This is a genomic window from Bacilli bacterium (assembly GCA_036381315.1).
Lineage (GTDB): Bacteria > Bacillota > Bacilli > Paenibacillales > KCTC-25726 > DASVDB01.
Genome location: DASVDB010000174.1, coordinates 1 through 24,039, shown reverse-complemented (window position 1 = coordinate 24,039; position 24,039 = coordinate 1). Strand labels below are relative to the sequence as shown.

The following is a 24,039-nucleotide window of genomic DNA, read 5'->3' as shown; positions in this document are numbered from 1 at the left end:
TGTGTTTTTTCACATACATTTTCTCAAAAACCGGAGTTTGCGACAAATGTATGTGATTTTTCACATTTATTTGCGGAAAATTTGTAAACCCATGCCAAATATATGTGGTTTTTCATATATAATCGCTTAAAAATCGAGTTTCGAGAAAATTATATGTGCTTTTTCACAAAAAATTTAAATATTAGCGTTGCATCAATCTTGTTTCTCCTGATCTCGATGCAACGCTAGTGGCGTATAACGGCAAAAGTGCGGATATAACGCCCCATGCGGAGCGAACCGGCCCTAGAACGGCAAAAGTGCGGATATGGACACTAGTGTTGTATAAAAGGTTGATGCAACGCTGGGCATACAACGGTCCGAGAGCGTTGGCGTACGATTCCGCCGTGCACTACAGCGAATTCTCGCTCGGCCGTTTCGCCTGCCGGGCAATTCATCCGAACAAAAATTCATTTTTACGCCGAAATGTTCGTTTTTTCTGTTGACAACATTTCGGCTGCCTCTTACAATAAAGGTGAAATGCAAACGCGTTTCGTATAATCCTGAGGATTGGCTCGGGAGTCTCTACAAGGTCACCGGAATGATCTTACTACGAAGCGGGCGCAAGGTTTGTCCATTTGTCCCTTTGTCCATTTATGGATATTTTTGCGCCTAGAGGTGAAACCTTAGGAGAAGCTCGATTGCAGCTCGCGCCTAAGGTTTTTGTATTTCAAAACTCTTTGTAGGAGGAGAAGGAATGGATCGTTTCTTCAAATTGAAGGCAAACGGTACAAACATCAAGACAGAGATTATCGCCGGTATCACCACCTTTATGACGATGGCCTACATTTTGGCTGTCAACCCCGACGTTCTGGGCGGAGCCGGGCTTGATAAAACGGCGGTGTTTCTTGCGACCGCGTTGGCCGCGGGATTGGTAACGATTTGCATGGGGCTTTTTGTCAACTTCCCTGTGGCCATGGCTCCGGGTATGGGCCTGAATGCTTATTTTGCCACGGTCGTACTTTCTTCCAACGGTTCGTTCACAGCGCAAATGGCGCTGACCGCGGTATTTATCTCCGGTATCATTTTCGTTATTCTAACCGTTACGCAAATTCGCCAACTTTTGATCGTCGCCGTACCGGACAGTCTGAAACATGCAATCACCGTCGGGATTGGCCTGTTCATTACGATTATCGGTTTGAAAAACAGCGGTTTGCTCACGGTTGCCGTAGACCCGGTGACGGACATCAAAGCCAAATCGTTTACCGATGTTCTTGGCTTTGAAACGGTATTCCATATGGGCAGCCTGGAAGACCGCGGCGTTGTACTTACGATCATCGGCCTCGTGGTGATTTCGATATTGATGGTGCTGCGTGTAAAAGGCGCGATTTTATACGGTATTTTGATCACGACGCTCTTGGGCGCGATTCCTTATTTTGATCTTGTTCATTTCAGCGATCTGGCAAGCGACAAAGCGATGTGGTTCCCCGATTTCACGCAGTTGAATTTTGCCGATTTCGACTGGGGCGACCTGGTATCCACCGGTATTTTGACGGCGATTGCCACATTCACCTTTGTCGAGTTGTTTGATACATTCGGCACGTTGATCGGCACGGCCAATCGCGCCGGCATTATGAAAAATCCGGAAGAAGGCAAAAAACGCGTTGGGAAAGCGATGCTGGTTGACGCTGTCGGCGTAAGCGGTGGCGCGCTGCTCGGCACTTCCACCGTTACGGCTTACATCGAAAGCGCCGCGGGCATCGCCGAAGGCGGCCGCACCGGCCTCACCGCGGTTTCTACCGGCGTATTGTTCCTGCTCGCACTGTTTTTGTCGCCGATCGCCATGATCATTCCTTCTTCCGCGACCGCTGCCGCGCTCATTATTGTCGGCTTGCTGATGATGCAGACGGTAAAAGAAATCAACTTCCAGGATTACGTCATTGCAATTCCTTCGTTTTTGACCATCGTATTTATGCCGTTTACGTACAATATCGCCAACGGTATTTCGTTCGGCATTCTGACCTATGTCATTTTGGCCACGATCGCGAACTTGACCGGCAAAACGGAACACAAGGTCCATTGGCTGATGTGGATTTTGTTCGTGCTCGTCATCGCCCGGTATATCTTTATTGGCAGCCAGGGATAAGCATTCGGCGAACTCAGCCGCGGCGAAAAATAACCTTTCCATTCAGGGGATTGTTCCGTGAACGGAGCAATTCCCTGTTTTTAACTTGAATCTTCGTCAGCTGATCCAGATCATATCTGCTTTTGTCGCTTGCCATTTTCCATCCTTATATGCAACAGTGACTTTTACTCCGACTGCCCCGTTTCCCGCCCTATACTTGGAGCCTTCGATCACTACCCGATTCTTGGAAATCCTAGTCTTCTCGACACGCAGTAACACGCCGTGAAGAACCGTTGTCTCGGGATCATACAACCCCTTTTCTTTCAGCTCCTCATAGGTAGCTTCCATTGTTTCAACGTTGTATTTGGCAAAATACTGAAGGATTTGCGTTTTATCAGCTTCATCCATGTCCTTGAAATGACTCGTGTCGATGGCAATAAATTTCATATCGCTGTTCAACCCTTCGTCAATCGGCATGATCGCGTCCAATGCCAAACTGTATATTTCCCCCATATCTTTTGCGGGAGCATGAACCGCGCATCCGGCTGTTATTACGGTAAAAAGCACAACCGATAGAAAAGAAAACCGTAAAGAAAACCGTTTCGTTCTTATTTGCATCGCCTCCTTTGCGTTTCAGACGAATAAGTACCGGAAATTGTTGCTATTGATTTGTTACGTAATAAAAACGAACTATTTCTACTACCTGAAACCAAAATGTTCGTGTTTCAAGTTGACATTCGCCATCGAACATTGATACACTTATAATGCAATCAGGTAAAAAGTGAAATAGTAATATACAATTGAACATCAAACGCTCATATAATGCCGGGGATACGGCCCGGTAGTCTCTACCCGAAAACCGTAAATTTTTGGACTATGGGCGGCGAAAGGTTGCATTTGCCAAGGGCATGGCCGAATCGAGCGCGGCGGTTGCCCGCATACGGAATGAGAGCGACCGATTTGCTGTCCAATGAAATTGTAAAAAACGTCCAACGGGTAGCGGCGAAATGCGGCTCCTAAAGGACTTTTTTCATTTTTTGCAGGGAAGGTGATGGCTTGTGGCGGTTCAGGTTGGGGTCATCATGGGCAGCCGATCCGATTGGGAGACGATGAAGTATGCCTGCGATATTTTGACGGAGTTCGGGATTCATTTTGAGAAAAAAGTCGTTTCCGCGCATCGGACGCCTGATGCCATGTTTGCGTACGCCCAAACCGCGCAAGACCGCGGGATCAAAGTGATTATCGCCGGAGCGGGCGGGGCGGCGCATTTGCCGGGCATGGTCGCGGCCAAGACGCTGCTGCCGGTTATCGGCGTGCCGATCAAAACGTCCGCATTGAACGGGCTCGATTCTTTGTTGTCCATCGTCCAGATGCCGGGCGGCGTGCCGGTTGCCACCGTAGCGATCGGCAATGCCGGCGCGACCAATGCCGGACTGTTGGCGGCGCAAATTTTGGCGGTGGAAGACGGCGGATTAAGGGAAAAGTTGCAACTGCGCCGCGAGGAAATACGCCGCAAAGTGCTGAAAGAAAGTGATTTGGCATGAGTGGGGACGGCGTGCAAACGAGGCGGGGCGGCGGAATTGCCGGACGTGTCATTTTGCCCGGCGCAACGATCGGCATATTGGGCGGAGGGCAGCTTGGCCGCATGCTGGCGCTCGCCGGCAGGCAGATGGGCTATCGCTTTATTACGTTGGATCCGGCCGAAGACTCGCCGTGCGGGCAGGTGTGCGACCGGCAAATCACAGCGCGGTATGACGATCTTGCCGCGGCGCGGGAATTGGCGCGCATATCCGATTGCATCACGTACGAGTTTGAAAACGTCGACGCGCAAGTCGCCGATGTGTTGGCGCATGAAGCGTACGTGCCGCAGGGCAGCCAATTGCTTTATACGACGCAGCACCGCTTGCGCGAAAAACGCGCGATCGAACATGCGGGCGCGCAGGTAGCGCCTTATGCGGAAATTAACGATTTGCCAAGTTTGCGCAAGGCGCTTGCCGATTTCGGCACGCCCTGCGTATTGAAAACCGCAACCGGCGGCTATGACGGCAAAGGCCAATGGGTCATCCGGTCGGAAGTAGACGCGGACGCGGCTTACGGGGAATTGGCGCGGGCGAATACGGAACTGATGCTTGAGCGGTTTATCCGCTTTGACAAGGAATTGTCGGTCATCGCGGCCCGCAGCGCGCGCGGCGAAATCAAAACGTTTCCCGTTGCGGAGAATATTCATGTGAACAATATTTTGCATCAGACGATTGTTCCCGCCCGCATCAACCCGGAAACGGCAAGAAAAGCGCGGCGCCTCGCGGAACAAATAGCGGAAGGCATGGCGGTGGTCGGGTTGCTGGCGGTAGAAATGTTTTTAACTCCGAACGGCGACCTGTATGTCAATGAATTGGCGCCAAGGCCGCACAACTCGGGGCATTTTACCATCGAAGCGTGCAAAACATCGCAGTTTGAGCAGCACCTTCGCGCTATTTGCAACTTGCCGCTTGCGGCGACGGATCTGCTCACGCCGGTCGTCATGGTGAATGTGCTGGGGCAGCATGTTGCGCCGCTGCGCGAGTGGATGGCGCGCCATGATGGCAAGCAAGACAACGGCGTGGCCGTGAAAGTGCATATATACGGCAAGCACGAAGCGAAGGAAAATCGGAAGATGGGGCATGTCACCCTGCTTGCGGACCGGCTTGACGACGCGCTGGCCTGGGCGGAACAATCTCCGATCTGGAGATAGAAGGCGGCTTTTTCAGAAAGACTTGAGGGGGAAGCAATCATGATCGAACGCTATACAAGGCCGGAAATGGCGGCTATCTGGACGGAAGAAAACAAATTCAAGGCCTGGCTGGAAGTGGAACTGTGCGCGTGTGAAGCGTGGGCGGAATTGGGCGTCATTCCGCGCGAGGATGTGCAAAAGCTCAGGCGGCACGCCGGCTTCGACATCAACCGCATCTATGCGATTGAACAGGAAACGCGCCATGACGTCATTGCCTTTACCCGCGCCGTTTCCGAGACGCTCGGGCCGGAGCGCAAATGGGTGCACTACGGCTTGACCTCCACCGATGTGGTGGATACGGCGTTGGGCTATTTGCTCAAGCAGGCAAACGCCATTTTGGAACAAGATTTGCTGCGTTTTATTGATATTTTGCGCAACAAAGCGTTGGAGCATAAACGGACGGTCATGATGGGACGCACGCACGGCGTGCATGCGGAACCGACCACGTTCGGATTAAAACTCGCGCTCATGCATGAAGAAATGAAGCGCAACCTGGAACGTTTCCGCCATGCCGCGGACGGCGTGCAATTCGGCAAAATATCCGGCGCGGTGGGCACGTACGCAAACATTGATCCGTTCGTGGAGCAATTCGTTTGCGCCAAACTGGGCATCACACCGGCACCGATTTCCACGCAAACGCTGCAACGGGACCGCCACGCCGCATATATGGCAACGTTGGCGCTGATCGCCACTTCGCTCGACAAATTCGCCACGGAAATTCGCGGCTTGCAAAAAAGCGAATTCCGCGAGGTGGAAGAACCGTTCGCAAAAGGGCAAAAAGGCTCGTCGGCCATGCCGCACAAGCGCAACCCGATCGGCTGCGAAAATATCTCGGGGCTTGCGCGGGTCGTCCGCGGGCATATGCTCTCCGCGTATGAAAACGTGCCGCTCTGGCACGAGCGCGACATCTCCCATTCGTCCGTGGAACGCGTCATTTTGCCTGACGCCACGCAATTGCTCAACTATATGCTGAACCGCTTCGGCAATATCATCCGGGACCTGACCGTATTCCCGGAAAATATGCGGCGCAACATGGAGCGCACTTACGGCGTGCCTTTTTCGGGGCGCGTGCTGACCAAACTGATCGACAAGGGCCTGTCGCGGGAAGCGGCTTACGACACCGTGCAGCCGCGCGCGATGCGCGCATGGGAGGAACAAACCAGCTTCCGGGAAATTCTCGAGAACGACGAGGTCATCCGCGGGCTTCTCTCCCTGGAAGAGATTGCCGACTGCTTTGACCCCGCTTGGCATTTGAAGCATGTCGACACGATTTTTGCCCGGCTGGGACTTGAATAAGAAAGGATGAAAGCAATGGCCGCCGTTACCACCGCCGCCGATCTGGTCAAAGCGCCGCTGTTGTACAAGGGTAAGGTGCGCGAGCTATATGATCTCGGCGAACAGTATTTGATCGTCGTCACCGACCGAATTTCGGCGTTCGATTATGTGCTGAAGCCCGCGATTCCGGATAAAGGCAAGGTGCTGAATCTGATCAGCGCGTTCTGGTTTAAGCAAACCGCGCATTTCCAGCCGAATCACCTGATCCACCATGACGCAAGCAAACTGGGGAGCGCGGCGGCGGATCCTGAAGCGCTGCGCGACCGTTTTATGGTGGTGAAAAAGGCGCGGCGCATCGATATGGAGTGCATCGTGCGCGGCTATATCACCGGCGGCGGCTGGAGACAATACGAACAGACGGGCAAGGTGAACGGCATTGAGCTTCCGCCGGGATTACGGAAAAACGCGGCGTTGCCCGAACCGATTTTTACTCCTTCGGCAAAAAACGACGTCGGTCATGACGAGGATATCCCGTTTGCGGAAATGGAACGGCGGATCGGCAAGGAGCTGGCCGGCGAGCTGCGTGAACGAAGCTTGCGCCTGTACCGGTTCGCCCATGAGTTTTGCCGTAACAAAGGCATCATTTTGGCTGACAGCAAATTTGAATTCGGCATTGCGGACGGCCAGGTTATCTTGATTGATGAATTGTTTACCCCGGACTCGTCGCGGTTTTGGGCGGCGGAAAATTACGCGCTCGATACGGACATCGACAGTATGGACAAAGAACCGGTCCGCACTTACTTGGCGAATTCGGCGTGGGACAAAAACAGCGAACCGGAACCGCTGCCTGATGAGGTTGTGCGGGCGACATCCCGCAGATACCGGGAAATTCTCAAGCGGATTACGGAATAGGAGGGCGACGATTCCGATGTTGAAAGCAACCGTATATGTGACGATCAAGCAAGGCGTACTGGACCCGCAGGGAAACGCGGTGCAGGGAGCGTTGCACACGATGGGATTTTTGGAAGTGGGGAAAGTGCGGATCGGCAAATACATGGAACTGGAATTGGACACAAACGACCGCGCCAAAGCCGATGAGCGGGTCAAAGCCATGTGCGAAAAGCTTTTGGCCAACACGGTAATTGAAGACTACCGCTATGAACTGCATGAATCGCCGAAAGGGGAATAAATCATGAGATTCGCCGTTCTGGTTTTTCCGGGTTCCAATTGCGACATCGACTGTTTTAAAGCGGTGGAAGCCATCTCCCAACCGGTGGAATACGTTTGGCATGAGACAAACGATTTGCGCAAATTCGACGCCATCCTCATTCCCGGCGGCTTTTCGTATGGGGATTATTTGCGCAGCGGCGCGATCGCCCGGTTTGCTCCGGTGATGCACGCGGTGCGGGAGGCGGCGGAGGCGGGAAAATATGTCCTCGGCATTTGCAACGGATTTCAAATCTTGCTGGAAGCGGGGCTGTTGCCGGGCGCGATGCTGCGCAACAAGACGCTGAAATTCCGCTGCCACCAAACGATTTTGCGCGTTCATAACAATGCGACGCCGTTTACGCGCGATTATGCGCCGGGCGAGTTGATCCGCGTGCCGATTGCGCATGGCGAAGGCAACTATTACTGCGACGATAAAACGTTGGCGGTGTTGCAAGCGCAAAACCGCATTGTGTTTCGCTACACGGGGGAAAATCCGAACGGCTCGGTTGACGATATAGCCGGCATCTGCAATGAAAAAGGCAATGTGGTCGGCATGATGCCGCATCCGGAGCGGGCGGTCAGCCCCATTTTGGGTTCGGAGGACGGGAAGCGCATGTTTACTTCCGTTTTGCGGACATGGAGGGAACAACATGGCACAGCAGTTGTCGGCTAAGGAACCGACGGCGGAACAGATCGCCGAACAGCGCATTTACAGGCAGTTTGGCGTAAGCGACAGCGAATACGCGCGAATTTGCGAACATCTCGGCAGAAAGCCGAACTATACGGAAATCGGCGTTTTCAGCGTCATGTGGTCGGAGCATTGCGCCTATAAAAATTCCAAACCCGTGTTGAAGACGTTTCCGACCAAAGGTCCGCGGGTGCTGATGGGCCCCGGCGAAGGGGCGGGCATCGTCGATATCGGCGACAACCAGGCCGTCGTGTTTAAAATCGAAAGCCACAATCATCCGTCGGCCATTGAACCGTACCAAGGCGCGGCTACCGGCGTCGGCGGCATTATCCGCGACATTTTTTCGATGGGCGCGCGCCCGGTCGCGCTGTTGAATTCCTTGCGTTTCGGCCGGCTGAACAACGAACGGGTGAAATATTTGTTTGAGCATGTGGTGGCGGGCATCGCCGGATACGGCAACTGCGTCGGCATCCCGACCGTCGGCGGCGAAGTGATGTTTGATGAAAGCTATGAGGGCAATCCCCTGGTCAATGCCATGTGCGTGGGCCTGATCGATCATGACAACATTCAGCGCGGAGTCGCGTCGGGCGTCGGCAATCCGGTTTTTTACGTCGGTCCGGCAACCGGCCGCGACGGCATTCACGGCGCAACGTTCGCTTCGGAAGAATTGACGGCGGAATCGGAAGCAAAGCGGCCGGCGGTGCAGGTTGGCGATCCGTTCATGGAAAAGCTGGTCATGGAAGCGTGCCTGGAATTAATCGCCTCCGGCATCGTTGTCGGCATCCAGGACATGGGAGCGGCGGGGCTCACCTGTTCCAGCGCGGAAATGGCGAGCAAGGCGGGCAATGGCATGGAGTTGAACCTGGATGAAGTGCCGCAGCGCGAAGAAAACATGACTCCATATGAAATGATGCTGTCCGAGTCGCAGGAACGCATGCTGTTCGTCGTCAAACCGGAGCATGAGGCGCAGGCGAAAGCGATTTTTGCCCGTTGGGGCCTGCATTGCGCCAAAGTCGGCAAAGTGACGGACGACGGGCGGTTGAAGCTCATCCATCACGGCGAAGTGGTCGCCGACATGCCGGTGCGCGCGCTGGTGGACGACTGCCCGGTATACGAAAAGGCGGGCAAAGTGCCAACCTACTATCGGGAATTCGCAGACATCGATCCGTCGCAATATCCCGAAGTAAAAGATTTGGCGGACGCGTTAAAAAAAGTGCTGGCATCGCCTACGGTGGCGAGCAAGGAATGGGTGTTCAACCAGTACGATTACATGGTGCGCACTTCCACGGCGGTAGGTCCCGGATCGGATGCGGCCGTCGTGTTGGTGCCGGGAACCGAAAAAGCGCTCGCGATGACCACGGACGGCAACGGCCGCTTCGTGTATCTCGATCCGTACGTCGGCGGCCAGATTGCCGTCAGCGAGGCGGCGCGCAATATTGTATGCTCCGGCGGAGAGCCGCTGGCCATAACGGACAATTTGAATTTCGGCAGCCCGGAAAAGCCGGAAATTTTCTGGCAGCTTGCACAGGCGGCGTCCGGCATCAGCAAAGCTTGCCTGGCGTTGGAGACGCCGGTCATCGGCGGTAATGTCAGCCTGTACAATGAAAACGCCAACGGAGCCATTTACCCGACGCCGGTCATCGGCATGGTCGGGCTGGTCCGCCATACCGATCATATTACGACGCAAGCGTTTAAAACGGCGGGAGACGTTATTTTCCTGCTGGGCGAAACAAAGCCGGAACTGGGCGGCAGCGAGTTTCAATTGGTGATCCACGGCGTGACGGAAGGCCGTCCGCCGCAAATCGACCTTGCGGCGGAAAAGAACATGCAGCAGGCGCTTCTTTCGGCAATTCGCGACGGGTTGGTCGCTTCGGCGCACGATTTGTCCGACGGCGGTTTGGCCGTCGCTTTAGCGGAGTCAAGCATCGGCGGGCGTATCGGCGCGCGGATCGAACTAAATACCGAACTGCGCCACGATATCGCCCTTTTTTCCGAAAGCCAGTCGCGCGTGATCGTGTCCACGAAACCGGAACAGGCCGACAAGTTCGCGCAAGCCATGCGCGCAAAGGGCGTGCCGGTTCAGCGGATTGGGACCGTAACCGGCGATGATTTGGAAATAAGCGTAAACGGCGCAGCGGCTGTACGGATTTCCGTTGCGGAAATCGAAAAAATCTGGAAGGACGCGATTCCATGCCTTATGAAGTGAATTCGGACATGCCGCGGTGGCAGGGACGTTTTTATAACGACATGTTTGGCAGGGAAGCTATATTTGACACACTGCGGGAAGAATGCGGCGTTTTCGGCGTGTTCGGCCATCCGCAGGCGTCATCGCTCGCCTATTACGGGCTGCATGCCCTGCAGCACCGCGGGCAGGAAAGCGCAGGCATTTGCGCGCGCGACGAATCCGGAATATTTCGTTATCATAAAGGGATGGGTCTCGCCAAAGAAGTTTTCGACAACGACCGCCTGCGGGAATTGACCGGCGCGACGGCAATCGCCCATGTGCGCTATTCGACGGCGGGAGAAAGCAAGCTCGGCAACGCGCAGCCGTTAATTTTCAAATACCGCGCAGGCGATTTGGCGATCGCCACCAACGGCAATATTGTCAACGCCGCCCGGCTGCGCCGGGAATTCGAGCGGGAAGGTTCCATCTTCCAGACTTCCAGCGACACGGAAGTGTTGGCGCATTTGATCGCCCGCTCGCGGCATGACCATATCGTCGCCGCGGTGCGGGAGTCGCTTCAGCAGCTGATCGGCGGATTTGCCTTTTTGATCATGACGAACGACACCTTGATCGCCGCGCTTGATCCGCATGGGTTGCGCCCGTTCGTAATGGGCAAAATCGGCGACAGCACGGTATTCGCCTCGGAAACTTGCGCGTTTGACACAATCGGCGCCAGCTATGAACGCGATGTGGAACCGGGAGAAATGATCATTCTTGATAAATCGGGCATACGTTCGGAAAAATTCGCCGCGCAGGCGCGAAGGGCCACCTGCGTCATGGAGTATGTGTATTTCGCCCGCCCGGACAGCGATTTACGGCAAATCAACGTGCATGCGGCGCGCAAGCGGATGGGGAAGCAACTGGCGCTGGAGTCGTTTGTCGACGCCGATGTGGTGACAGGGGTGCCGGACTCAAGCATCTCGGCCGCAATCGGTTATGCCGAGCAGACTGGCATCCCCTACGAATTGGGCCTAATCAAAAACCGCTATGTCGGCCGCACGTTTATCCAGCCCAGCCAGGCGTTGCGCGAGCAGGGGGTCAAGATGAAACTTTCCGCCGTGCGCAAAGTGGTCGAAGGCAAACGCGTGATCATGATCGACGACTCGATCGTTCGCGGCACCACATCTTTGCGCATCGTCAATTTGCTCAGGGAAGCGGGCGCCACGGAGGTTCATGTCAGAATCACCTCCCCGCCGTTCAAATATCCGTGTCATTACGGCATCGACACGCCGACCCGCAACGAATTGATCGCGGCGGAAAAATCGGTGGAAGAAATCCGGCAGGCGATCAACGCCGATTCATTGTACTTTTTATCGAAGGAAGGCATGCTGGAAGCTATCGGCGGCACCTTGAGCGAGCCGAACCGGGGCTTATGCACCGCTTGCTTTGATGGGAACTACCCGACGGTCATACCGGTGGAAGAACGAAGCGGTGTCAAAAGAGTGTAAGGAGAGTGAAGAACGTGTCCGATGCATACAAACAGGCCGGAGTCGATATCTCCGCCGGAAATGAAGCCGTGGAGCGCATGAAACGCCATGTCAAGCGAACCTTTCGTCCCGAAGTGCTTGCCGACCTGGGCGGTTTCGGCGGGCTGTTCGGCTTGGATGGGAAAAAGTACGAGGATCCCGTGTTGGTATCGGGCACTGACGGCGTCGGCACCAAGCTGAAACTTGCCTTTGCGATGAATAAACACGATACCGTAGGCATCGACGCGGTGGCGATGTGCGTGAACGACATCGTCGTGTCGGGCGCGGAACCGTTGTTTTTTCTCGATTATCTTGCGTGCGGCAAAGTCGTGCCGGAAAAAATCGAAGCGATCGTAAGCGGCGTAGCCGAAGGGTGCGTGCAAGCCGGCTGTGCGCTGATCGGCGGCGAGACGGCGGAAATGCCGGGCATGTATGACGCCGATGAATACGATATCGCCGGATTTGCCGTCGGCATAGTCGAGCGCAAAGCGATCATCGACGGAACGACGATTGCGCCGGGGGATGCGATCATCGGGCTTTCATCCAGCGGGTTGCACAGCAACGGCTTTTCGTTGGTGCGCAAGCTTTTGCTGCAGGATCGCGGAATGCAATTGACCGATACCGTACCGGAGCTTGGGCCCATCGCGCGGCTGGGCGAAGTGTTGCTTGCGCCGACCAGAATTTACGTCAAAACGGTCCTGAACCTGATTCGCCGTGTCACCGTCAAGGGCATATCCCATATAACCGGCGGCGGATTCATTGAAAACATTCCGCGCATTTTGCCTGATCGCGTGAATGCGCACATAACGTATGGCACATGGCAAATCCCCGCTGTCTTCAATCTGTTGCAGGAGACGGGCAACATCAGCCATTACGATATGTTCCGCACATTCAATATGGGTGTGGGCATGGTGCTGGTGGTTCCGGCCGAGCAGGCGGATTTGGCGGTCCGCATCGCCGCGGAAACTGGCGAGCAAGCGGCGGTTATCGGAACCATAACCCCGGGCGGGAAAACGGTCACGTTTGCGGGTGTGCGCGTATGAGCGGGCAGAGTGGTCAAAGCGGATTGAGAGGGCAAAACGGGCAGAGTGGGCGTAGCGGGCAGAGTGAGCAAAGTAGGCAAAGCGGACAAAGTGGACAGGGAGGATGGAGCGGACAAATGGCGCGGAAACCGTTTCGCATTGCCGTGTTTGCCTCGGGCAACGGCTCCAATTTCCAGGCGATCGTCGATTCGGCCCATTCTGGGGAACTGGATGTGCGGGTGGAACTGCTTGTCTGCGACCGCCCGCAGGCGTTCGTGGTTGAACGCGCAACGCGCGTGGGGGTGCCCGTATTTGCTTTTTGTCCGCGGGATTACGGCAGCAGGGAAGAATACGAGCGCGTCATCGTGGACAAATTGCGGGATATGCGGATTGATCTGGTCGTGCTTGCCGGTTACATGCGGCTGATTACCCCTGTGCTGATCAATGCATACGACGGACGGATCATCAATATCCATCCGTCATTGCTGCCCGCTTTTCCCGGCGTCGATGGCATCGGCGACGCATTCGCGTACGGCGTGAAAGTTACCGGCGTTACCGTGCATTTTGTTGATCACGGGATGGACACCGGACCGATCATCGCGCAAGTTCCCGTACCGATCCGCGAAAACGACACGAAGGAGACCCTGGCGGAGCGCATTCACGCGGAGGAGCACCGGCTCTACCCGGAAGTCATTCGCTGGATTCGGGAAGGCCGCGTTAAATTGATGGGCCGCAAAGTACGGATCGACTGACCAAAAAGCAATCCGTGGCTAAAGCCACCTAAAGCTCGCCGACGAAACGTGGAGCAAATGGGAGCATATAACGGCAAAAGTGCCGATATAGCGCACCAAGCGGAACTAAATCTTGGCAAATTGTGTAGGAGGTCATCAAATGGCGATTAAAAGAGCGCTAATCAGTGTATCAGATAAGAAAGGCATTGTACCGTTCGCGGCTCAATTGGCAAAAATGGGGGTGCAAATGATATCCACCGGAGGAACGAAAACGCTGCTTGAGCAAAACGGCGTTCCCGTAATTGGCATCAGTGAAGTAACCGGTTTTCCGGAAATTATGGACGGGCGCGTTAAAACGCTGCATCCGGCGGTACATAGCGGCCTCCTCGCGGTTCGCGACAACGCCGAACATACAAGGCAAATGCAGGAACTCGGCCTTGATTATATCGATCTGGTTGTCGTCAACCTGTACCCGTTCCAGCAGACGGTTGCCAAGCCTAACGTCAAATACGAAGAGGCGATCGAAAATATCGATATCGGCGGTCCGACGATGCTCCGTTCGGCGGCCAAAAATCATGCGTTCGTGACGGTCGTCGTCGATGCCGCCGATTACGACGAAGTGCTGGAGCAGATTGCCGCAAACGGCGATACGTCGCTGGAATTGCGCAAACGGCTGGCCGCCAAGGTGTTTCGTCATACGGCAGCCTACGATTCGCTTATTTCCGCGTATTTGTCGGAGCAAACCGGCGATCCGCTGCCGGAACGGTTTACCGTCACATATGAGAAAGTGCAGGATCTGCGCTATGGCGAAAACCCGCATCAGCAAGCGGCTTTTTACCGCAAACCGCTGGCGAAGGCGGGCAGCATTACGACTGCCGAGCAGTTGCACGGCAAGGAACTCTCCTACAACAACATCAACGACGCCAATGCCGCGCTGCAGATCGTAAAGGAGTTTCAGGAGCCCGCGGTCGTCGCCGTCAAGCACATGAACCCGTGCGGCGTCGGCTTGGGAACGAACGTGCTTGAAGCATTTAAAAAGGCCTACGAATCCGATCCCGTATCCATCTTCGGCGGCATCGTCGCCGCCAATCGGACGATTGACCAGGCAACCGCCGAGTTGCTGCACGGAATTTTTTTGGAAATTGTCATCGCGCCGGATTTTACGCCGGATGCGCTGGAAATATTGGCGAAAAAGAAAAACATCCGCTTGTTGAAACTGGGCGAAGGAACGCTCGCGGCGCGCGATCCCGAGCTCTTGCTCACGTCTGTCGAAGGCGGGGCGCTCGTGCAAAGTGCGGACCTGAAGCAAATTGCCGCCGCCGATTTGAAGGTGGTTACCGACCGTCAGCCGACGGAGGAAGAGTTGCGTCAGCTTCTGTTCGGGTGGAAAGTGGTCAAGCATGTGAAATCGAATGCCATTGTCCTGGTGAAAGACAATATGACCGTAGGCGTAGGCGCGGGGCAAATGAACCGCGTTGGGGCGGCGAAAATCGCCGCGGAGCAGGCGGGAGAGAAAGCGAAAGGCGCCGTGCTTGCCTCCGACGCCTTTTTCCCGATGAGCGACACCGTTGAGCTGGCGGCGAAAGCGGGCGTAACGGCAATCATCCAGCCGGGCGGCTCGATCAGGGATGAAGATTCGATCAAAGCGGCGAATGCGCACGGCATCGCAATGGTGTTTACCGGCGTTAGACATTTCAAACACTGAGGGGGGACGACGGTTGAAGATTCTTGTTGTCGGGCGCGGCGGACGGGAACATGCGATGATCTGGGCGCTTAGCAAAAGCGCGTCCGTAAAGCAAATATACTGCGCCCCGGGAAATGCCGGGATCGCCGAGATGGCCGAATGCGTGCCGATCAATGAAATGGACTTTGTCCGTTTGGGCGAATTCGCCGTCAAGGAAGCTGTCGATCTCGTTGTCGTCGGTCCGGAAGATCCTCTGTTTGCAGGCATTGTCGACTTCTTCGAGGCGAAACGCATTCCTGTCTTCGGCCCGAATAAGGCGGCGGCGATCATTGAAGGCAGCAAAGTATTTACGAAAAATTTACTGCGAAAATACAACATTCCGACAGCCGCTTATGCGTCGTTTTCCGACTATTCGGAAGCTTTGGCCTATTTGCAAGAGCAAAACCTGCCCATCGTCATCAAAGCGGACGGGTTGGCGGCGGGGAAAGGCGTCACCGTTGCGCATACCCGCGAAGAAGCGGAAAACGCGTTAAAAGAGTTGATGGTCGACAAAGTGTTTGGCGAGGCCGGCGCCGCGGTGGTAATCGAGGAATTTTTACAGGGCGAGGAGTTGTCGATTCTGGCGTTTGTCGACGGCGCGACGGTGCGCCCGATGGTGCCGGCGCAGGATCACAAGCCGGTTTACGACCTGGATGAAGGGCCGAATACCGGCGGAATGGGCACGTACTCGCCGGTGCCGCATATTTCCCGGGAAATTGTCGAAGCGGCGATTGAAACGATCCTGAAACCGGCCGCGCAAGCGATGGTGCAGGAAGGAAGGCCGTTTCGCGGAGTGCTGTATGCGGGTTTGATGATTACGCGGCAAGGGCCGAAAGCAATCGAATTCAACTGCCGTTTTGGCGATCCGGAAACGCAAGTCGTGCTGCCGCGGCTCGAAACGGATCTTGCCGAAATTTTTCTCGCTGTGGTAAACGGCAAGTTGCGCGATCTCGACATCGCGTGGAGCGATCAAGCCGCCGTTTGTGTAGTGCTCGCGTCCGGCGGATATCCGGGCCCATATAAAAAAGGGATTCCCATCAGCGGTCTGGAAGATGTACAACATGCGATCGTATTTCATGCGGGGACAGCGAAAAAGGACGGGAAAATCGTTACCAATGGCGGGCGGCTCCTCGGTGTGACGGCGACCGGCGCCAATATTGCCGAGGCGCGGGTAAAAGCTTACGCCGCCGCGGCGAAGATTCATTATGAAGGGCGGCATTACCGGACCGATATCGCGCTCAAAGCGTTGCAACCATAAGCGGATATCAGATTTTCAGTTTCTCCCGGTATTTGTATACCCATAACGAAGCCAGGACCAAACCTGAAAGCAGTACGACAGACAGCCAATGTTGCTGCAAAAAGGCAAGCAATAGTTGCACGGCGGCCCTCCTTGTTTGGCGGAATGCAACCTTTTTGCGGAAATGTTACATCCTTTTGTTCCGCATATGATACAATATGAATGATCGGATGTTTCGATCAATCATATTGCCGAAAGCGGGGATTGTGATGGACCTTGACCAAAGAGAAGTTTTAACGGAAGCGGAAAGGCCGTATAACGCTTCCTTTCACAAATTGCTCAAGATGTTCACGATATCGGTATTGATATCGTTTGCCGGCACCTACATCGGCACAGAATTTTTACCGCCGGCGATTGTGCTGCCGCTCGTCATTGTCGAATTTATTATGTTGCTTTCCGCTTTCTTTATTCGTCGCAGAAAACGGGCGATCGGCTACGGGTTCGTGTTTTCCTTTGTTTTTATCAGCGGCATTACCATTTTTCCGGCGATCCAATATTACGCTGCGGCTGGCGGCAGCGCGCTGATTGAAACGGCGTTTTTGCTGACCGCGGCCATTTTTGCCGGATTGACGTTATACGCTTACTACTCGAAGCGGGATTTCAGCTTTTTGCGGGGATTTTTGTTTATCGGTTTGCTTACCCTGATCGGCTTCAGCCTGGTCGGTTTGTTCACCGGAGGTTTTGGCGGCTCGCTGGGGCTTTTGCTTGCGGCCGGCGGCGTATTGATTTTCTCGGGATTTATCCTCTACGACGTCTCGCAATATCGCGGCGGCATACCGGATGAGATGATTCCGCTTGCGGTGTTGAACCTGTACCTGGATTTTATCAACCTGTTCTTGTATTTGCTGCGGTTGTTAGGCATTTCCCGCGACTAAAACGGAGTGGACGCTATGCTGCCTTCATTCTTCCTTGCACACGGTGCCCCTCTATTGGCCGTGCAAAACAACGAGTACACGGATTTTTTGCGGGAATTGCCGCGCCATTTGCCGCGCCCGCGCGCGATCGTGCTGTTTTCCGCACATTGGCTTGCGGATGAGCAACGAATCGGCGGGGCGGATACATACGAAACGATTCACGACTTTAGCGGCTTTCCCGACGAACTGTACGATATTAAGTATCCGGCCAAGGGAAGCATGGAGACGGCTGCCGAGGTGCTCGCGCTGTTGGAAAAAGAAGGCGTTTCCTGCCGCATCGATAAGGAGCGGGGGCTGGATCACGGCGCTTGGGTCGTGCTGAAGCTTTTATACCCGCAGGCTGATATTCCCGTAGTCGCGATGTCGGTCAATCCGCGGCTTGTTCCCGAGGAGCATTACCGGATCGGGCGGGCGCTTTCGTCTTTACGGCAAAAAGATGTGCTGATTATCGGCAGCGGCGGCACCGTGCACAATTTCCGCAAAATCAGTTGGAATCGCAAAACACCGGACGAATGGGCGCTGGAGTTTGACAGTTGGTTGAACGATCATTTGCAGCAGTGGGATTTGCCCGCTTTATTCGAATATGAAAAATGGGCGCCGTACGCGACGGATGCCGTTCCGCCGCAGGGAAATGAGCATTTTATCCCGCTCTTGTACGCGATGGGGGCTGCCGCCGACGTTAAACAGGCATGGTTAATGTACCGCGGATACGCTTACGGCAGTTTGAGTCTTTGCTGCTGGCGATTCGGTTGAATGAATGCAGGGCAAATTGCAGGGCAATTTCCAATTGGGGGTAGAGTATTTGAAGCCGACGGAGAAATCGGGGACAAGCAGGTGCGGGAAACGTTTGCTTTTCAGTGGATTGTCGCTCGTTGCAGGCACGATGATCGTTTTGGCGGGATGCGGACAAAAACCGACAGTGGAAACGTCGCCGACAGTCGCACCGTCAGTCGCGCCGACGTTGGCCATGCAAGCGACGCCGCTGCCTACAGCAACTCCGGAACCGGTATATCCGTATCTGTATCCGCTTACAGGATTGGGAACGGACAAAAAAGTAACGGAACGCCCGATCATGGTCATGGTGGAAAACCAGGAAAAAGCGCGCCCGCAAACGGGCCTTACGCAAGCGGATATCGTCTATGAAATTTTGGCCGAGGGCGACATTACGCGATTTGTCGCTGTCTATCAAAGCCAGGCGCCAAAGATTATCGGGCCTGTGCGCAGCATTCGCCCTTATTTTGTGGAAATCGGCGACGGTCTGGATGCGCTGATTGTGCATGCGGGCTGGAGCCAGGCGGCGATGAATATGCTGGTTGCGCGGAAGCTGGACCATTTTGACGAGGTTTATGGGGACGGCGCTTATTATTGGCGCGATTCTTCGCGCAAAGCGCCGCATAATTTATATACCAGCATCGAATTGATCAAAAAGGGCGCGGAGCATAAAAAGTTTCGCACCGAGTGGCGCAATCCCGAATTGCTGTTCGATGAAGAAGATGCGACGCCGCAGGGCGAGCCGGCTAACGAGGTTACGGTCCATTATATTCAAGGCTACTATGTTACCTATCAATATGATGAGACGACAAAACAATACGCCCGCTTTATGCTGGGCGAACCGCATACGGACAAGGAGAGCGGCGAGCAGATCACAACGAAAAACATCATGGTCTGTTTTGCCGATCATAAAATTCTGGACGACAAAGGCCGCCGCGCTGTCGATGTGAACGGCCCCGGCAAAGGCTATCTCATCGAGGACGGAAAGGTGCGGGAGATCGTCTGGAAACGTGAGAACGGCGTTATTCGGCCGTATATTGACGGGCGGGAAGTCGGGTTGCTTCCGGGCAAAACTTGGGTGCAGGTTGTCCCGATCGGCTCGAAAGTGGAGTTTGAATAAAACAAAGAAGCCGAACCGATCGCGGTGCCGGCTCTTTTTTTGCCGTCAACGATTTCCGGAATTTCCCCTTGTTACTGTGGATTTCCGGACGGAAGTCTTTTTTCTTCTGTTTTGCACATTCCTCCTTTTCCGCCTGTGTGGACGGCGGCGCATCAACTTGCGGGATAATCCGTCCGACTCTCCCGCGGTAGCCGCTTTGCCGCCAAGCGAACCGGCGAGCAGCTTCAGCATGGGCGCCATTGACTGGAAAGTCGCGAACAGTTTTTGTATTTTTGTGAGAGAGGCCAAAATCCCGTCCAACCCGCCCATTCTATCAATAAACGATTTGAGATCTTTAATCGGCAGATTGGAAAAGAGGCCGCCGCCCGGTTGAACAGGCTGCTGCTGGTAGAGAACGGGCAAATTTTGCCCCCCCGCATGCGCTTGATTTGCCGGATATTCGGGATAAGCGCCGTACGGACTGTCTCCGAAACTTGACGTGTGGCCGTAATAGGCCGGATCGTCGGAAGGCGGAATGTGCGGCGAATTTTTGTAACTCATCGGGCCATCATTCCTTTTTGGCTTTGTATATATTAGCCTATGTTTCGGAACAATGTTCGGAATGGACGAATGTCACGATTCGCGGAAAAAAGGAATTTCCGGCTGTTTTCCGGGGGACGCGTCTCGCCCGACCGCTTGAATCCTTCACTGAATTAAAGTATGATTTAGGCAAGAAGAAACGTTAATTTTTAGGGGTTGAGCTTATTGCAGTTGAAAAAATTGAACGACAAAACGATCGATCAACTCTTTGAAGCCATACTTACTTTGCGAAACGTGGAAGAATGCTATATTTTTTTTGACGACCTGTGCACGGTAAATGAAATTCAATCTTTATCGCAGCGGTTGGAGGTGGCGAGAATGCTTGGCAAAGGTTACACATACAATCAGATTGAGGCGGAAACCGGCGCCAGCACGGCGACCATCTCGCGGGTAAAACGCTGTTTAAATTACGGGAACGACGGATACAAAATGGCGCTGGACCGCCTCGGCAGATAAATGACGCTAATGAAAACCGTGCGGAAATACGGGGTTTTGGTTATCAGCCACGGTTCCCGCAGCGCATCGTGGGTAAAACTGGTGGACGAAGCTGTATCCGCCATGCGTCTATCCGCTTCGTTGCCTGTCGAATGTTCATTTTTGGAATCGGTCGCGCAACGCATGATACAAGACGGCATTAATCGGCTGGAAGCACAGGGGATTACGGATCTGCTCGTGGTTCCGCTTTTTATTTGCGCGGGAAGTTCGCATGTGGCGGAAATCGCTTGGGCTTTCGGCGCAAATCCCGCTTTTCGCGGAGTGTCGCGGCTTGCGCCGCTGCGTGTGCAAAGTGTCGTCCACTTTTTGGCGCCGCTTGATGACGACCCTGAAGTTGCGGAAATGCTGCTCGACAATATCCGTCCTTTATCCGTCAACTCTGCGAAAGAAGTTGTGCTGATCGTCGCGCATGGAAGCGGAGGGGAGGATTCGCAAGCGAAATGGCAAACTGTCTTGGGCAGCCTGGCGGGGATGCTGAAAACGCGCGGCGGGTTTGCCCATGTGGAGGGCGCGACACTTTCGACCGGCGAGGTTCCGGTAGTGTTGCGCAAATGGGCCGATTTGTATCCGGAAGCGGACGTTATTGTGGTACCGTTTTTTTTGAGCGAAGGGTATTTTACAAAAACGGTGATTCCCGCTGAGCTTGTCGGCTTTAAATGCCGATATAACGGCGCGGCGCTTTTGCCCAGCCCGCGGTTGGTAAAGTGGCTTGAGCGGCGAATCGCAGATTTTTGGCAAGAACGAGAAGGGTGAGAGAGATGACGTTGCGGGCGCGATTAATTTATAATCCGTCATCGGGCAGGGAAGAGATCAGGCGCAGGCTGCCGGAGATTTTGCAAAGGCTGGAACAGGGCGGCATCGAGACTTCCTGCCACGGCACAACGTGCGAAGGCGACGCTACAAAGGCGGCTGAAGAAGCGATCAGGCGCAAATTCGACATCGTCATCGCGGCCGGGGGAGACGGCACGCTCTATGAAGTGATCAACGGCTTGGCGGAGCGGGAATACCGTCCCAAGCTTGGGATTTTGCCGCTCGGAACGACCAACGATTTCGCCCGCGCGCTGGGTATTCCGAAACATTGGGAGTATGCGATTGATCTCATTTTGGCCGGGCATACCCGTAAAGTGGACGTCGGCAAGGCTAACAGCCGCTATTTTATCAATATCGCCGGCGGCGGGTCGTTTACCGAGCTGACCTATGAAGTGCCGAGCAAGTTGAAAACGATGATCGGGCAATTGGCATACTACATGAAGGGGCTGGAAAAGCTGCCGTGGCTTAAGCCAATCAAGCTGCATTTTCAATCGCCAAAATACAATTTCGCCGAAGAAGTGATGATGTTTCTGATTGCCAACAGCAATTCGGTGGGCGGTTTTGAGAAGCTGGCGCCGGATGCGAATGTGCATGACGGACAGTTTGATGTCATCATCCTGAAAAAATGCAACCTGGCGGAATTCATCCGCATCGCGACCATGGCTTTGCGCGGCGACCATTTGCACGATCCCCATGTGATCTATTTCAAAACGGATATGCTGCAAGTAACGTCGCCGGATTATGTGCAGTTGAATCTGGACGGTGAAATGGGCGGTACGCTGCCGTGCAAGTTTTCGGCGCTTCCGTCGCATCTTGAAATCTTTCTGGATCGGCACGGATTGTCCACATACAGATAAAATGGCGGAGTGAATGAGCGTTACGATGGGACGGACCGACAGACTGAATCGGAGCAGGAAAACGGCGTCCGCGGCAGAGCGGAAAAATGCGGGGGCGCCGGTAGATATCGATGATGTTGTGACCGCCGAGATAGTCGGCATCAGTCGCGATGGGGCAGGAGTAGGCCGCGCGGGCGGCTTTACCCTTTTTGTTCCGGGGGCGCTGCCTGGAGAGACGGTTCGGGCACGCGTTAAGAGCGTGAAAGCGCGGTACGGGTATGCGAACCTGTTGGAGTTGCTGAAACCGAGCCCGGATCGGGTCACGCCGCCTTTTTCCCGGGGATTTGACAACTCGGGCTGCGAGCTGTTGCACATGGATTATGCGGCGCAGCTGCGCTGGAAACGGCAAACCGTGATCGACTGTTTGGAGCGGATCGGGAAATTCAAGGCGCGGTCGGAAATCGCCGGCGCCAAGCGGGCGAGGGATGCCGGCGATAGCGCGGCGGAAGCGGGAGGTTTCGGTGATAGCAGCGGTGCGGAAGCAGAAGGCGTCGTACGCGTCCATCCGGTGCTGGGGATGGCGGATCCGTGGCATTACCGCAACAATGTGCAGGTGCCGTTTGGCGAGGAAGGCGGCAGGCTTATCGGCGGTTTTTTTGCCAGGGGCGGCCACCGCGTTGTCGATGCGGACGTTTTTCCGCTATGCCATCCGCACGTGGAGATGGCCGTGCGCAAAGTGAAGCAAATCGCGCGGGAGTTGGGTTTGTCCGGTTATCACGCGGCGACGGGGAAAGGGCTTTTGCGCCATTTGGTGGTCAGATACGGGTTTCATACGGATGAACTGATGGTCGTGCTGGTGACAAACGGCAGGCAAATCGCGCGCGCGGATGAGCTGATCGGCCTGATTCGCCGGGAAATTCCCGGTGTAAAAAGCATCTGCCAGAATATCAATACGGCGCGGACAAGCGTTGTGTTTGGCGAAGCGACGCAGGTGCTGTGGGGAGAAGAGGCGATTTACGACACGATCGGCGATATTCGTTTTGCCATTTCGGCAAGATCGTTCTTTCAGGTGAATCCGCGGCAGACCGCGACGCTTTACCGCAAAGTGGTGAAATACGCCGGGCTGACCGGTAATGAGACGGTGATCGACGCTTATTGCGGCATCGGTTCGATCTCGCTGTTTTTGGCGCGCCGCGCGGCGCAAGTGCATGGCGTGGAAATGGTGGCGGAGGCAGTCGCAGATGCCAGGCGCAATGCACTTTTGAACGGCATCACAAATGCGCGATTCAGCGCGGGAAAAGCAGAGAATGTGATCCGGCGCTGGCTGGAGGAGGGGCTTGCGGCAGACGTTGTCGTTGTCGATCCGCCGCGCAAAGGCTGCGATCCCGCGCTGCTTGAAGCGATTATCGCGATGAAGCCGGAACGCGTGGTTTACGTCTCCTGCGATCCGGCAACGCTCGCCCGTGACCTGCGCATCCTCGCCGCCGGCGGCTTCCGCGTGGTCGAGGCGCAGCCCGTGGACATGTTCCCGCATACGGTGCACGTGGAGTGCGTAATAGGAATGCAACGAATCGATTCGTAGAAATCCTTTATTTTCAACACTTTGCGCGATTTATGACTTTTACGGCGGACGGTAGTGACTTCAAAAATAAGGTGTTGAAAGATAAAATTGGCGTTTCCGTCGTTTTGGACCTGGATTTGGACGTCGGGTGTGTAGACATGTTTAACGCAGGAGAATAGTTTCGCGAACTTTTTAACGGCGGATTGCTTTAATCGAAGAATATCCAAGAGAACGTTCCTTCAACTTCGAAGGCGTTCTCTTTTTATGTGCCATAAAGTTCAACCGTGTCCAATTACGTACCGTGTTTAACGAACGTAAATACTAATATTATATGTGGTTTTAACCCGAGACGACCCCATTTGTCCAAACGTGTCCAATATTCACTTTGACTTAAGCGAGGTTGTGGATTATAATGTATTACATAATTAGTATGTCTATGAATTGAGG

At 54.6% G+C, this 24,039-nt stretch carries 22 protein-coding genes and 2 riboswitches; of the genes, 20 read left to right on the top strand and 2 right to left on the bottom strand.

Going from position 1 to position 24,039, the window contains the following annotated elements; genetic code table 11:
- Window positions 1-509 precede the first annotated feature (509 nt).
- Window positions 510-609: riboswitch (purine riboswitch) on the top strand.
- 124 nt (window positions 610-733) lie between these two features.
- Entirely contained in the window at window positions 734-2,122 is a 1,389-nt protein-coding gene (locus VF260_12945; GenBank protein ID HEX7058087.1) for an NCS2 family permease, read from the top strand.
- 96 nt (window positions 2,123-2,218) lie between these two features.
- On the opposite strand, the gene VF260_12940 is transcribed toward VF260_12945, so the two are convergent.
- Entirely contained in the window at window positions 2,219-2,596 is a 378-nt protein-coding gene (locus tag VF260_12940) for a hypothetical protein (GenBank protein ID HEX7058086.1), read from the bottom strand.
- Between the two features lie 300 nt (window positions 2,597-2,896).
- A riboswitch (purine riboswitch) is annotated at window positions 2,897-2,998 on the top strand.
- A 161-nt stretch (window positions 2,999-3,159) separates the two neighbouring features.
- Between VF260_12940 and purE the strand changes: the two genes are divergently transcribed.
- From purE to VF260_12865, 15 genes are all read left to right on the top strand, one after another.
- The gene (gene purE / locus VF260_12935) at window positions 3,160-3,645 is read left to right on the top strand and encodes a 5-(carboxyamino)imidazole ribonucleotide mutase (protein ID HEX7058085.1); all 486 of its coding nucleotides are present in this window, start codon (window positions 3,160-3,162) and stop codon (window positions 3,643-3,645) included.
- Window positions 3,642-4,832, top strand: a complete 1,191-nt coding sequence (gene purK, locus VF260_12930) for a 5-(carboxyamino)imidazole ribonucleotide synthase (GenBank protein ID HEX7058084.1) — start codon at window positions 3,642-3,644, stop codon at window positions 4,830-4,832. Before purE ends, purK begins: the two co-directional genes overlap by 4 nt.
- 39 nt (window positions 4,833-4,871) lie before the next feature.
- A complete protein-coding gene (gene purB / locus VF260_12925; protein ID HEX7058083.1) occupies window positions 4,872-6,167 on the top strand; it encodes an adenylosuccinate lyase in 1,296 nt (431 codons plus the stop codon).
- A gap of 15 nt (window positions 6,168-6,182) precedes the next feature.
- Complete coding sequence (locus VF260_12920; GenBank protein ID HEX7058082.1) at window positions 6,183-7,058, top strand: phosphoribosylaminoimidazolesuccinocarboxamide synthase; 876 nt, start codon at window positions 6,183-6,185, stop codon at window positions 7,056-7,058.
- 16 nt (window positions 7,059-7,074) lie between these two features.
- The gene (gene purS / locus VF260_12915) at window positions 7,075-7,335 is read left to right on the top strand and encodes a phosphoribosylformylglycinamidine synthase subunit PurS (protein HEX7058081.1); all 261 of its coding nucleotides are present in this window, start codon (window positions 7,075-7,077) and stop codon (window positions 7,333-7,335) included.
- Between the two features lie 3 nt (window positions 7,336-7,338).
- On the top strand, window positions 7,339-8,028 hold the full coding sequence (gene purQ, locus VF260_12910; protein HEX7058080.1) for a phosphoribosylformylglycinamidine synthase subunit PurQ: 690 nt from the start codon (window positions 7,339-7,341) through the stop codon (window positions 8,026-8,028).
- Window positions 8,006-10,249, top strand: coding sequence for a phosphoribosylformylglycinamidine synthase subunit PurL (gene purL, locus VF260_12905; GenBank protein ID HEX7058079.1), 2,244 nt, complete (start codon window positions 8,006-8,008; stop codon window positions 10,247-10,249). Before purQ ends, purL begins: the two co-directional genes overlap by 23 nt.
- A complete protein-coding gene (gene purF / locus VF260_12900) occupies window positions 10,234-11,715 on the top strand; it encodes an amidophosphoribosyltransferase (protein ID HEX7058078.1) in 1,482 nt (493 codons plus the stop codon). Before purL ends, purF begins: the two co-directional genes overlap by 16 nt.
- Window positions 11,716-11,729: 14 nt before the next feature.
- A complete protein-coding gene (gene purM, locus VF260_12895; GenBank protein ID HEX7058077.1) occupies window positions 11,730-12,776 on the top strand; it encodes a phosphoribosylformylglycinamidine cyclo-ligase in 1,047 nt (348 codons plus the stop codon).
- A 116-nt stretch (window positions 12,777-12,892) separates the two neighbouring features.
- Window positions 12,893-13,507: a phosphoribosylglycinamide formyltransferase gene (gene purN, locus VF260_12890; GenBank protein ID HEX7058076.1), complete on the top strand. Its 615-nt coding sequence runs from the start codon at window positions 12,893-12,895 to the stop codon at window positions 13,505-13,507.
- Window positions 13,508-13,646: 139 nt separating this feature from the next.
- Window positions 13,647-15,191 carry a bifunctional phosphoribosylaminoimidazolecarboxamide formyltransferase/IMP cyclohydrolase gene (gene purH / locus VF260_12885; protein HEX7058075.1) on the top strand — a complete coding sequence of 515 codons (1,545 nt, stop codon included), beginning with the start codon at window positions 13,647-13,649 and terminating at the stop codon, window positions 15,189-15,191.
- A 13-nt stretch (window positions 15,192-15,204) separates the two neighbouring features.
- The gene (gene purD / locus VF260_12880) at window positions 15,205-16,467 is read left to right on the top strand and encodes a phosphoribosylamine--glycine ligase (GenBank protein HEX7058074.1); all 1,263 of its coding nucleotides are present in this window, start codon (window positions 15,205-15,207) and stop codon (window positions 16,465-16,467) included.
- 248 nt (window positions 16,468-16,715) lie between these two features.
- Entirely contained in the window at window positions 16,716-17,381 is a 666-nt protein-coding gene (locus VF260_12875) for a Bax inhibitor-1 family protein (GenBank protein HEX7058073.1), read from the top strand.
- A 15-nt stretch (window positions 17,382-17,396) separates the two neighbouring features.
- Complete coding sequence (locus VF260_12870) at window positions 17,397-18,173, top strand: class III extradiol ring-cleavage dioxygenase (protein ID HEX7058072.1); 777 nt, start codon at window positions 17,397-17,399, stop codon at window positions 18,171-18,173.
- Between the two features lie 4 nt (window positions 18,174-18,177).
- Window positions 18,178-19,311, top strand: coding sequence for a DUF3048 domain-containing protein (locus tag VF260_12865; GenBank protein ID HEX7058071.1), 1,134 nt, complete (start codon window positions 18,178-18,180; stop codon window positions 19,309-19,311).
- 45 nt (window positions 19,312-19,356) lie between these two features.
- On the opposite strand, the gene VF260_12860 is transcribed toward VF260_12865, so the two are convergent.
- On the bottom strand, window positions 19,357-19,851 hold the full coding sequence (locus VF260_12860; protein ID HEX7058070.1) for a hypothetical protein: 495 nt from the start codon (window positions 19,849-19,851) through the stop codon (window positions 19,357-19,359).
- A gap of 204 nt (window positions 19,852-20,055) precedes the next feature.
- Here VF260_12860 and VF260_12855 point away from each other — a divergent pair, with 204 nt between their 5' ends.
- The 4 genes from VF260_12855 to rlmD are packed head-to-tail and all read left to right on the top strand — an operon-like array spanning window position 20,056 to window position 23,613.
- Window positions 20,056-20,346 carry a YerC/YecD family TrpR-related protein gene (locus tag VF260_12855; protein ID HEX7058069.1) on the top strand — a complete coding sequence of 97 codons (291 nt, stop codon included), beginning with the start codon at window positions 20,056-20,058 and terminating at the stop codon, window positions 20,344-20,346.
- Between the two features lie 9 nt (window positions 20,347-20,355).
- Window positions 20,356-21,138 carry a CbiX/SirB N-terminal domain-containing protein gene (locus VF260_12850; protein HEX7058068.1) on the top strand — a complete coding sequence of 261 codons (783 nt, stop codon included), beginning with the start codon at window positions 20,356-20,358 and terminating at the stop codon, window positions 21,136-21,138.
- A 5-nt stretch (window positions 21,139-21,143) separates the two neighbouring features.
- Window positions 21,144-22,052: a diacylglycerol kinase gene (locus VF260_12845; GenBank protein HEX7058067.1), complete on the top strand. Its 909-nt coding sequence runs from the start codon at window positions 21,144-21,146 to the stop codon at window positions 22,050-22,052.
- Window positions 22,053-22,065: 13 nt separating this feature from the next.
- Complete coding sequence (rlmD, locus tag VF260_12840) at window positions 22,066-23,613, top strand: 23S rRNA (uracil(1939)-C(5))-methyltransferase RlmD (GenBank protein ID HEX7058066.1); 1,548 nt, start codon at window positions 22,066-22,068, stop codon at window positions 23,611-23,613.
- Window positions 23,614-24,039: the final 426 nt, after the last annotated feature.

Bases quoted from the DNA above. Each gene is read 5' to 3' on its own strand.
- purH (HEX7058075.1), top strand. From the start codon at position 13,647: ATGGCGATTAAAAGAGCGCTAATCAGTGTATCAGATAAGAAAGGCATT.
- VF260_12860 (HEX7058070.1), bottom strand. From the start codon at position 19,851: ATGAGTTACAAAAATTCGCCGCACATTCCGCCTTCCGACGATCCGGCC.
- purK (HEX7058084.1), top strand. From the start codon at position 3,642: ATGAGTGGGGACGGCGTGCAAACGAGGCGGGGCGGCGGAATTGCCGGA.
- VF260_12920 (HEX7058082.1), top strand. From the start codon at position 6,183: ATGGCCGCCGTTACCACCGCCGCCGATCTGGTCAAAGCGCCGCTGTTG.
- VF260_12870 (HEX7058072.1), top strand. From the start codon at position 17,397: ATGCTGCCTTCATTCTTCCTTGCACACGGTGCCCCTCTATTGGCCGTG.
- VF260_12875 (HEX7058073.1), top strand. From the start codon at position 16,716: ATGGACCTTGACCAAAGAGAAGTTTTAACGGAAGCGGAAAGGCCGTAT.
- VF260_12945 (HEX7058087.1), top strand. From the start codon at position 734: ATGGATCGTTTCTTCAAATTGAAGGCAAACGGTACAAACATCAAGACA.
- VF260_12850 (HEX7058068.1), top strand. From the start codon at position 20,356: ATGAAAACCGTGCGGAAATACGGGGTTTTGGTTATCAGCCACGGTTCC.
- VF260_12845 (HEX7058067.1), top strand. From the start codon at position 21,144: ATGACGTTGCGGGCGCGATTAATTTATAATCCGTCATCGGGCAGGGAA.
- purL (HEX7058079.1), top strand. From the start codon at position 8,006: ATGGCACAGCAGTTGTCGGCTAAGGAACCGACGGCGGAACAGATCGCC.
- purN (HEX7058076.1), top strand. From the start codon at position 12,893: ATGGCGCGGAAACCGTTTCGCATTGCCGTGTTTGCCTCGGGCAACGGC.
- purS (HEX7058081.1), top strand. From the start codon at position 7,075: ATGTTGAAAGCAACCGTATATGTGACGATCAAGCAAGGCGTACTGGAC.
- purB (HEX7058083.1), top strand. From the start codon at position 4,872: ATGATCGAACGCTATACAAGGCCGGAAATGGCGGCTATCTGGACGGAA.
- VF260_12865 (HEX7058071.1), top strand. From the start codon at position 18,178: ATGCAGGGCAAATTGCAGGGCAATTTCCAATTGGGGGTAGAGTATTTG.
- purQ (HEX7058080.1), top strand. From the start codon at position 7,339: ATGAGATTCGCCGTTCTGGTTTTTCCGGGTTCCAATTGCGACATCGAC.
- purF (HEX7058078.1), top strand. From the start codon at position 10,234: ATGCCTTATGAAGTGAATTCGGACATGCCGCGGTGGCAGGGACGTTTT.
- rlmD (HEX7058066.1), top strand. From the start codon at position 22,066: ATGAGCGTTACGATGGGACGGACCGACAGACTGAATCGGAGCAGGAAA.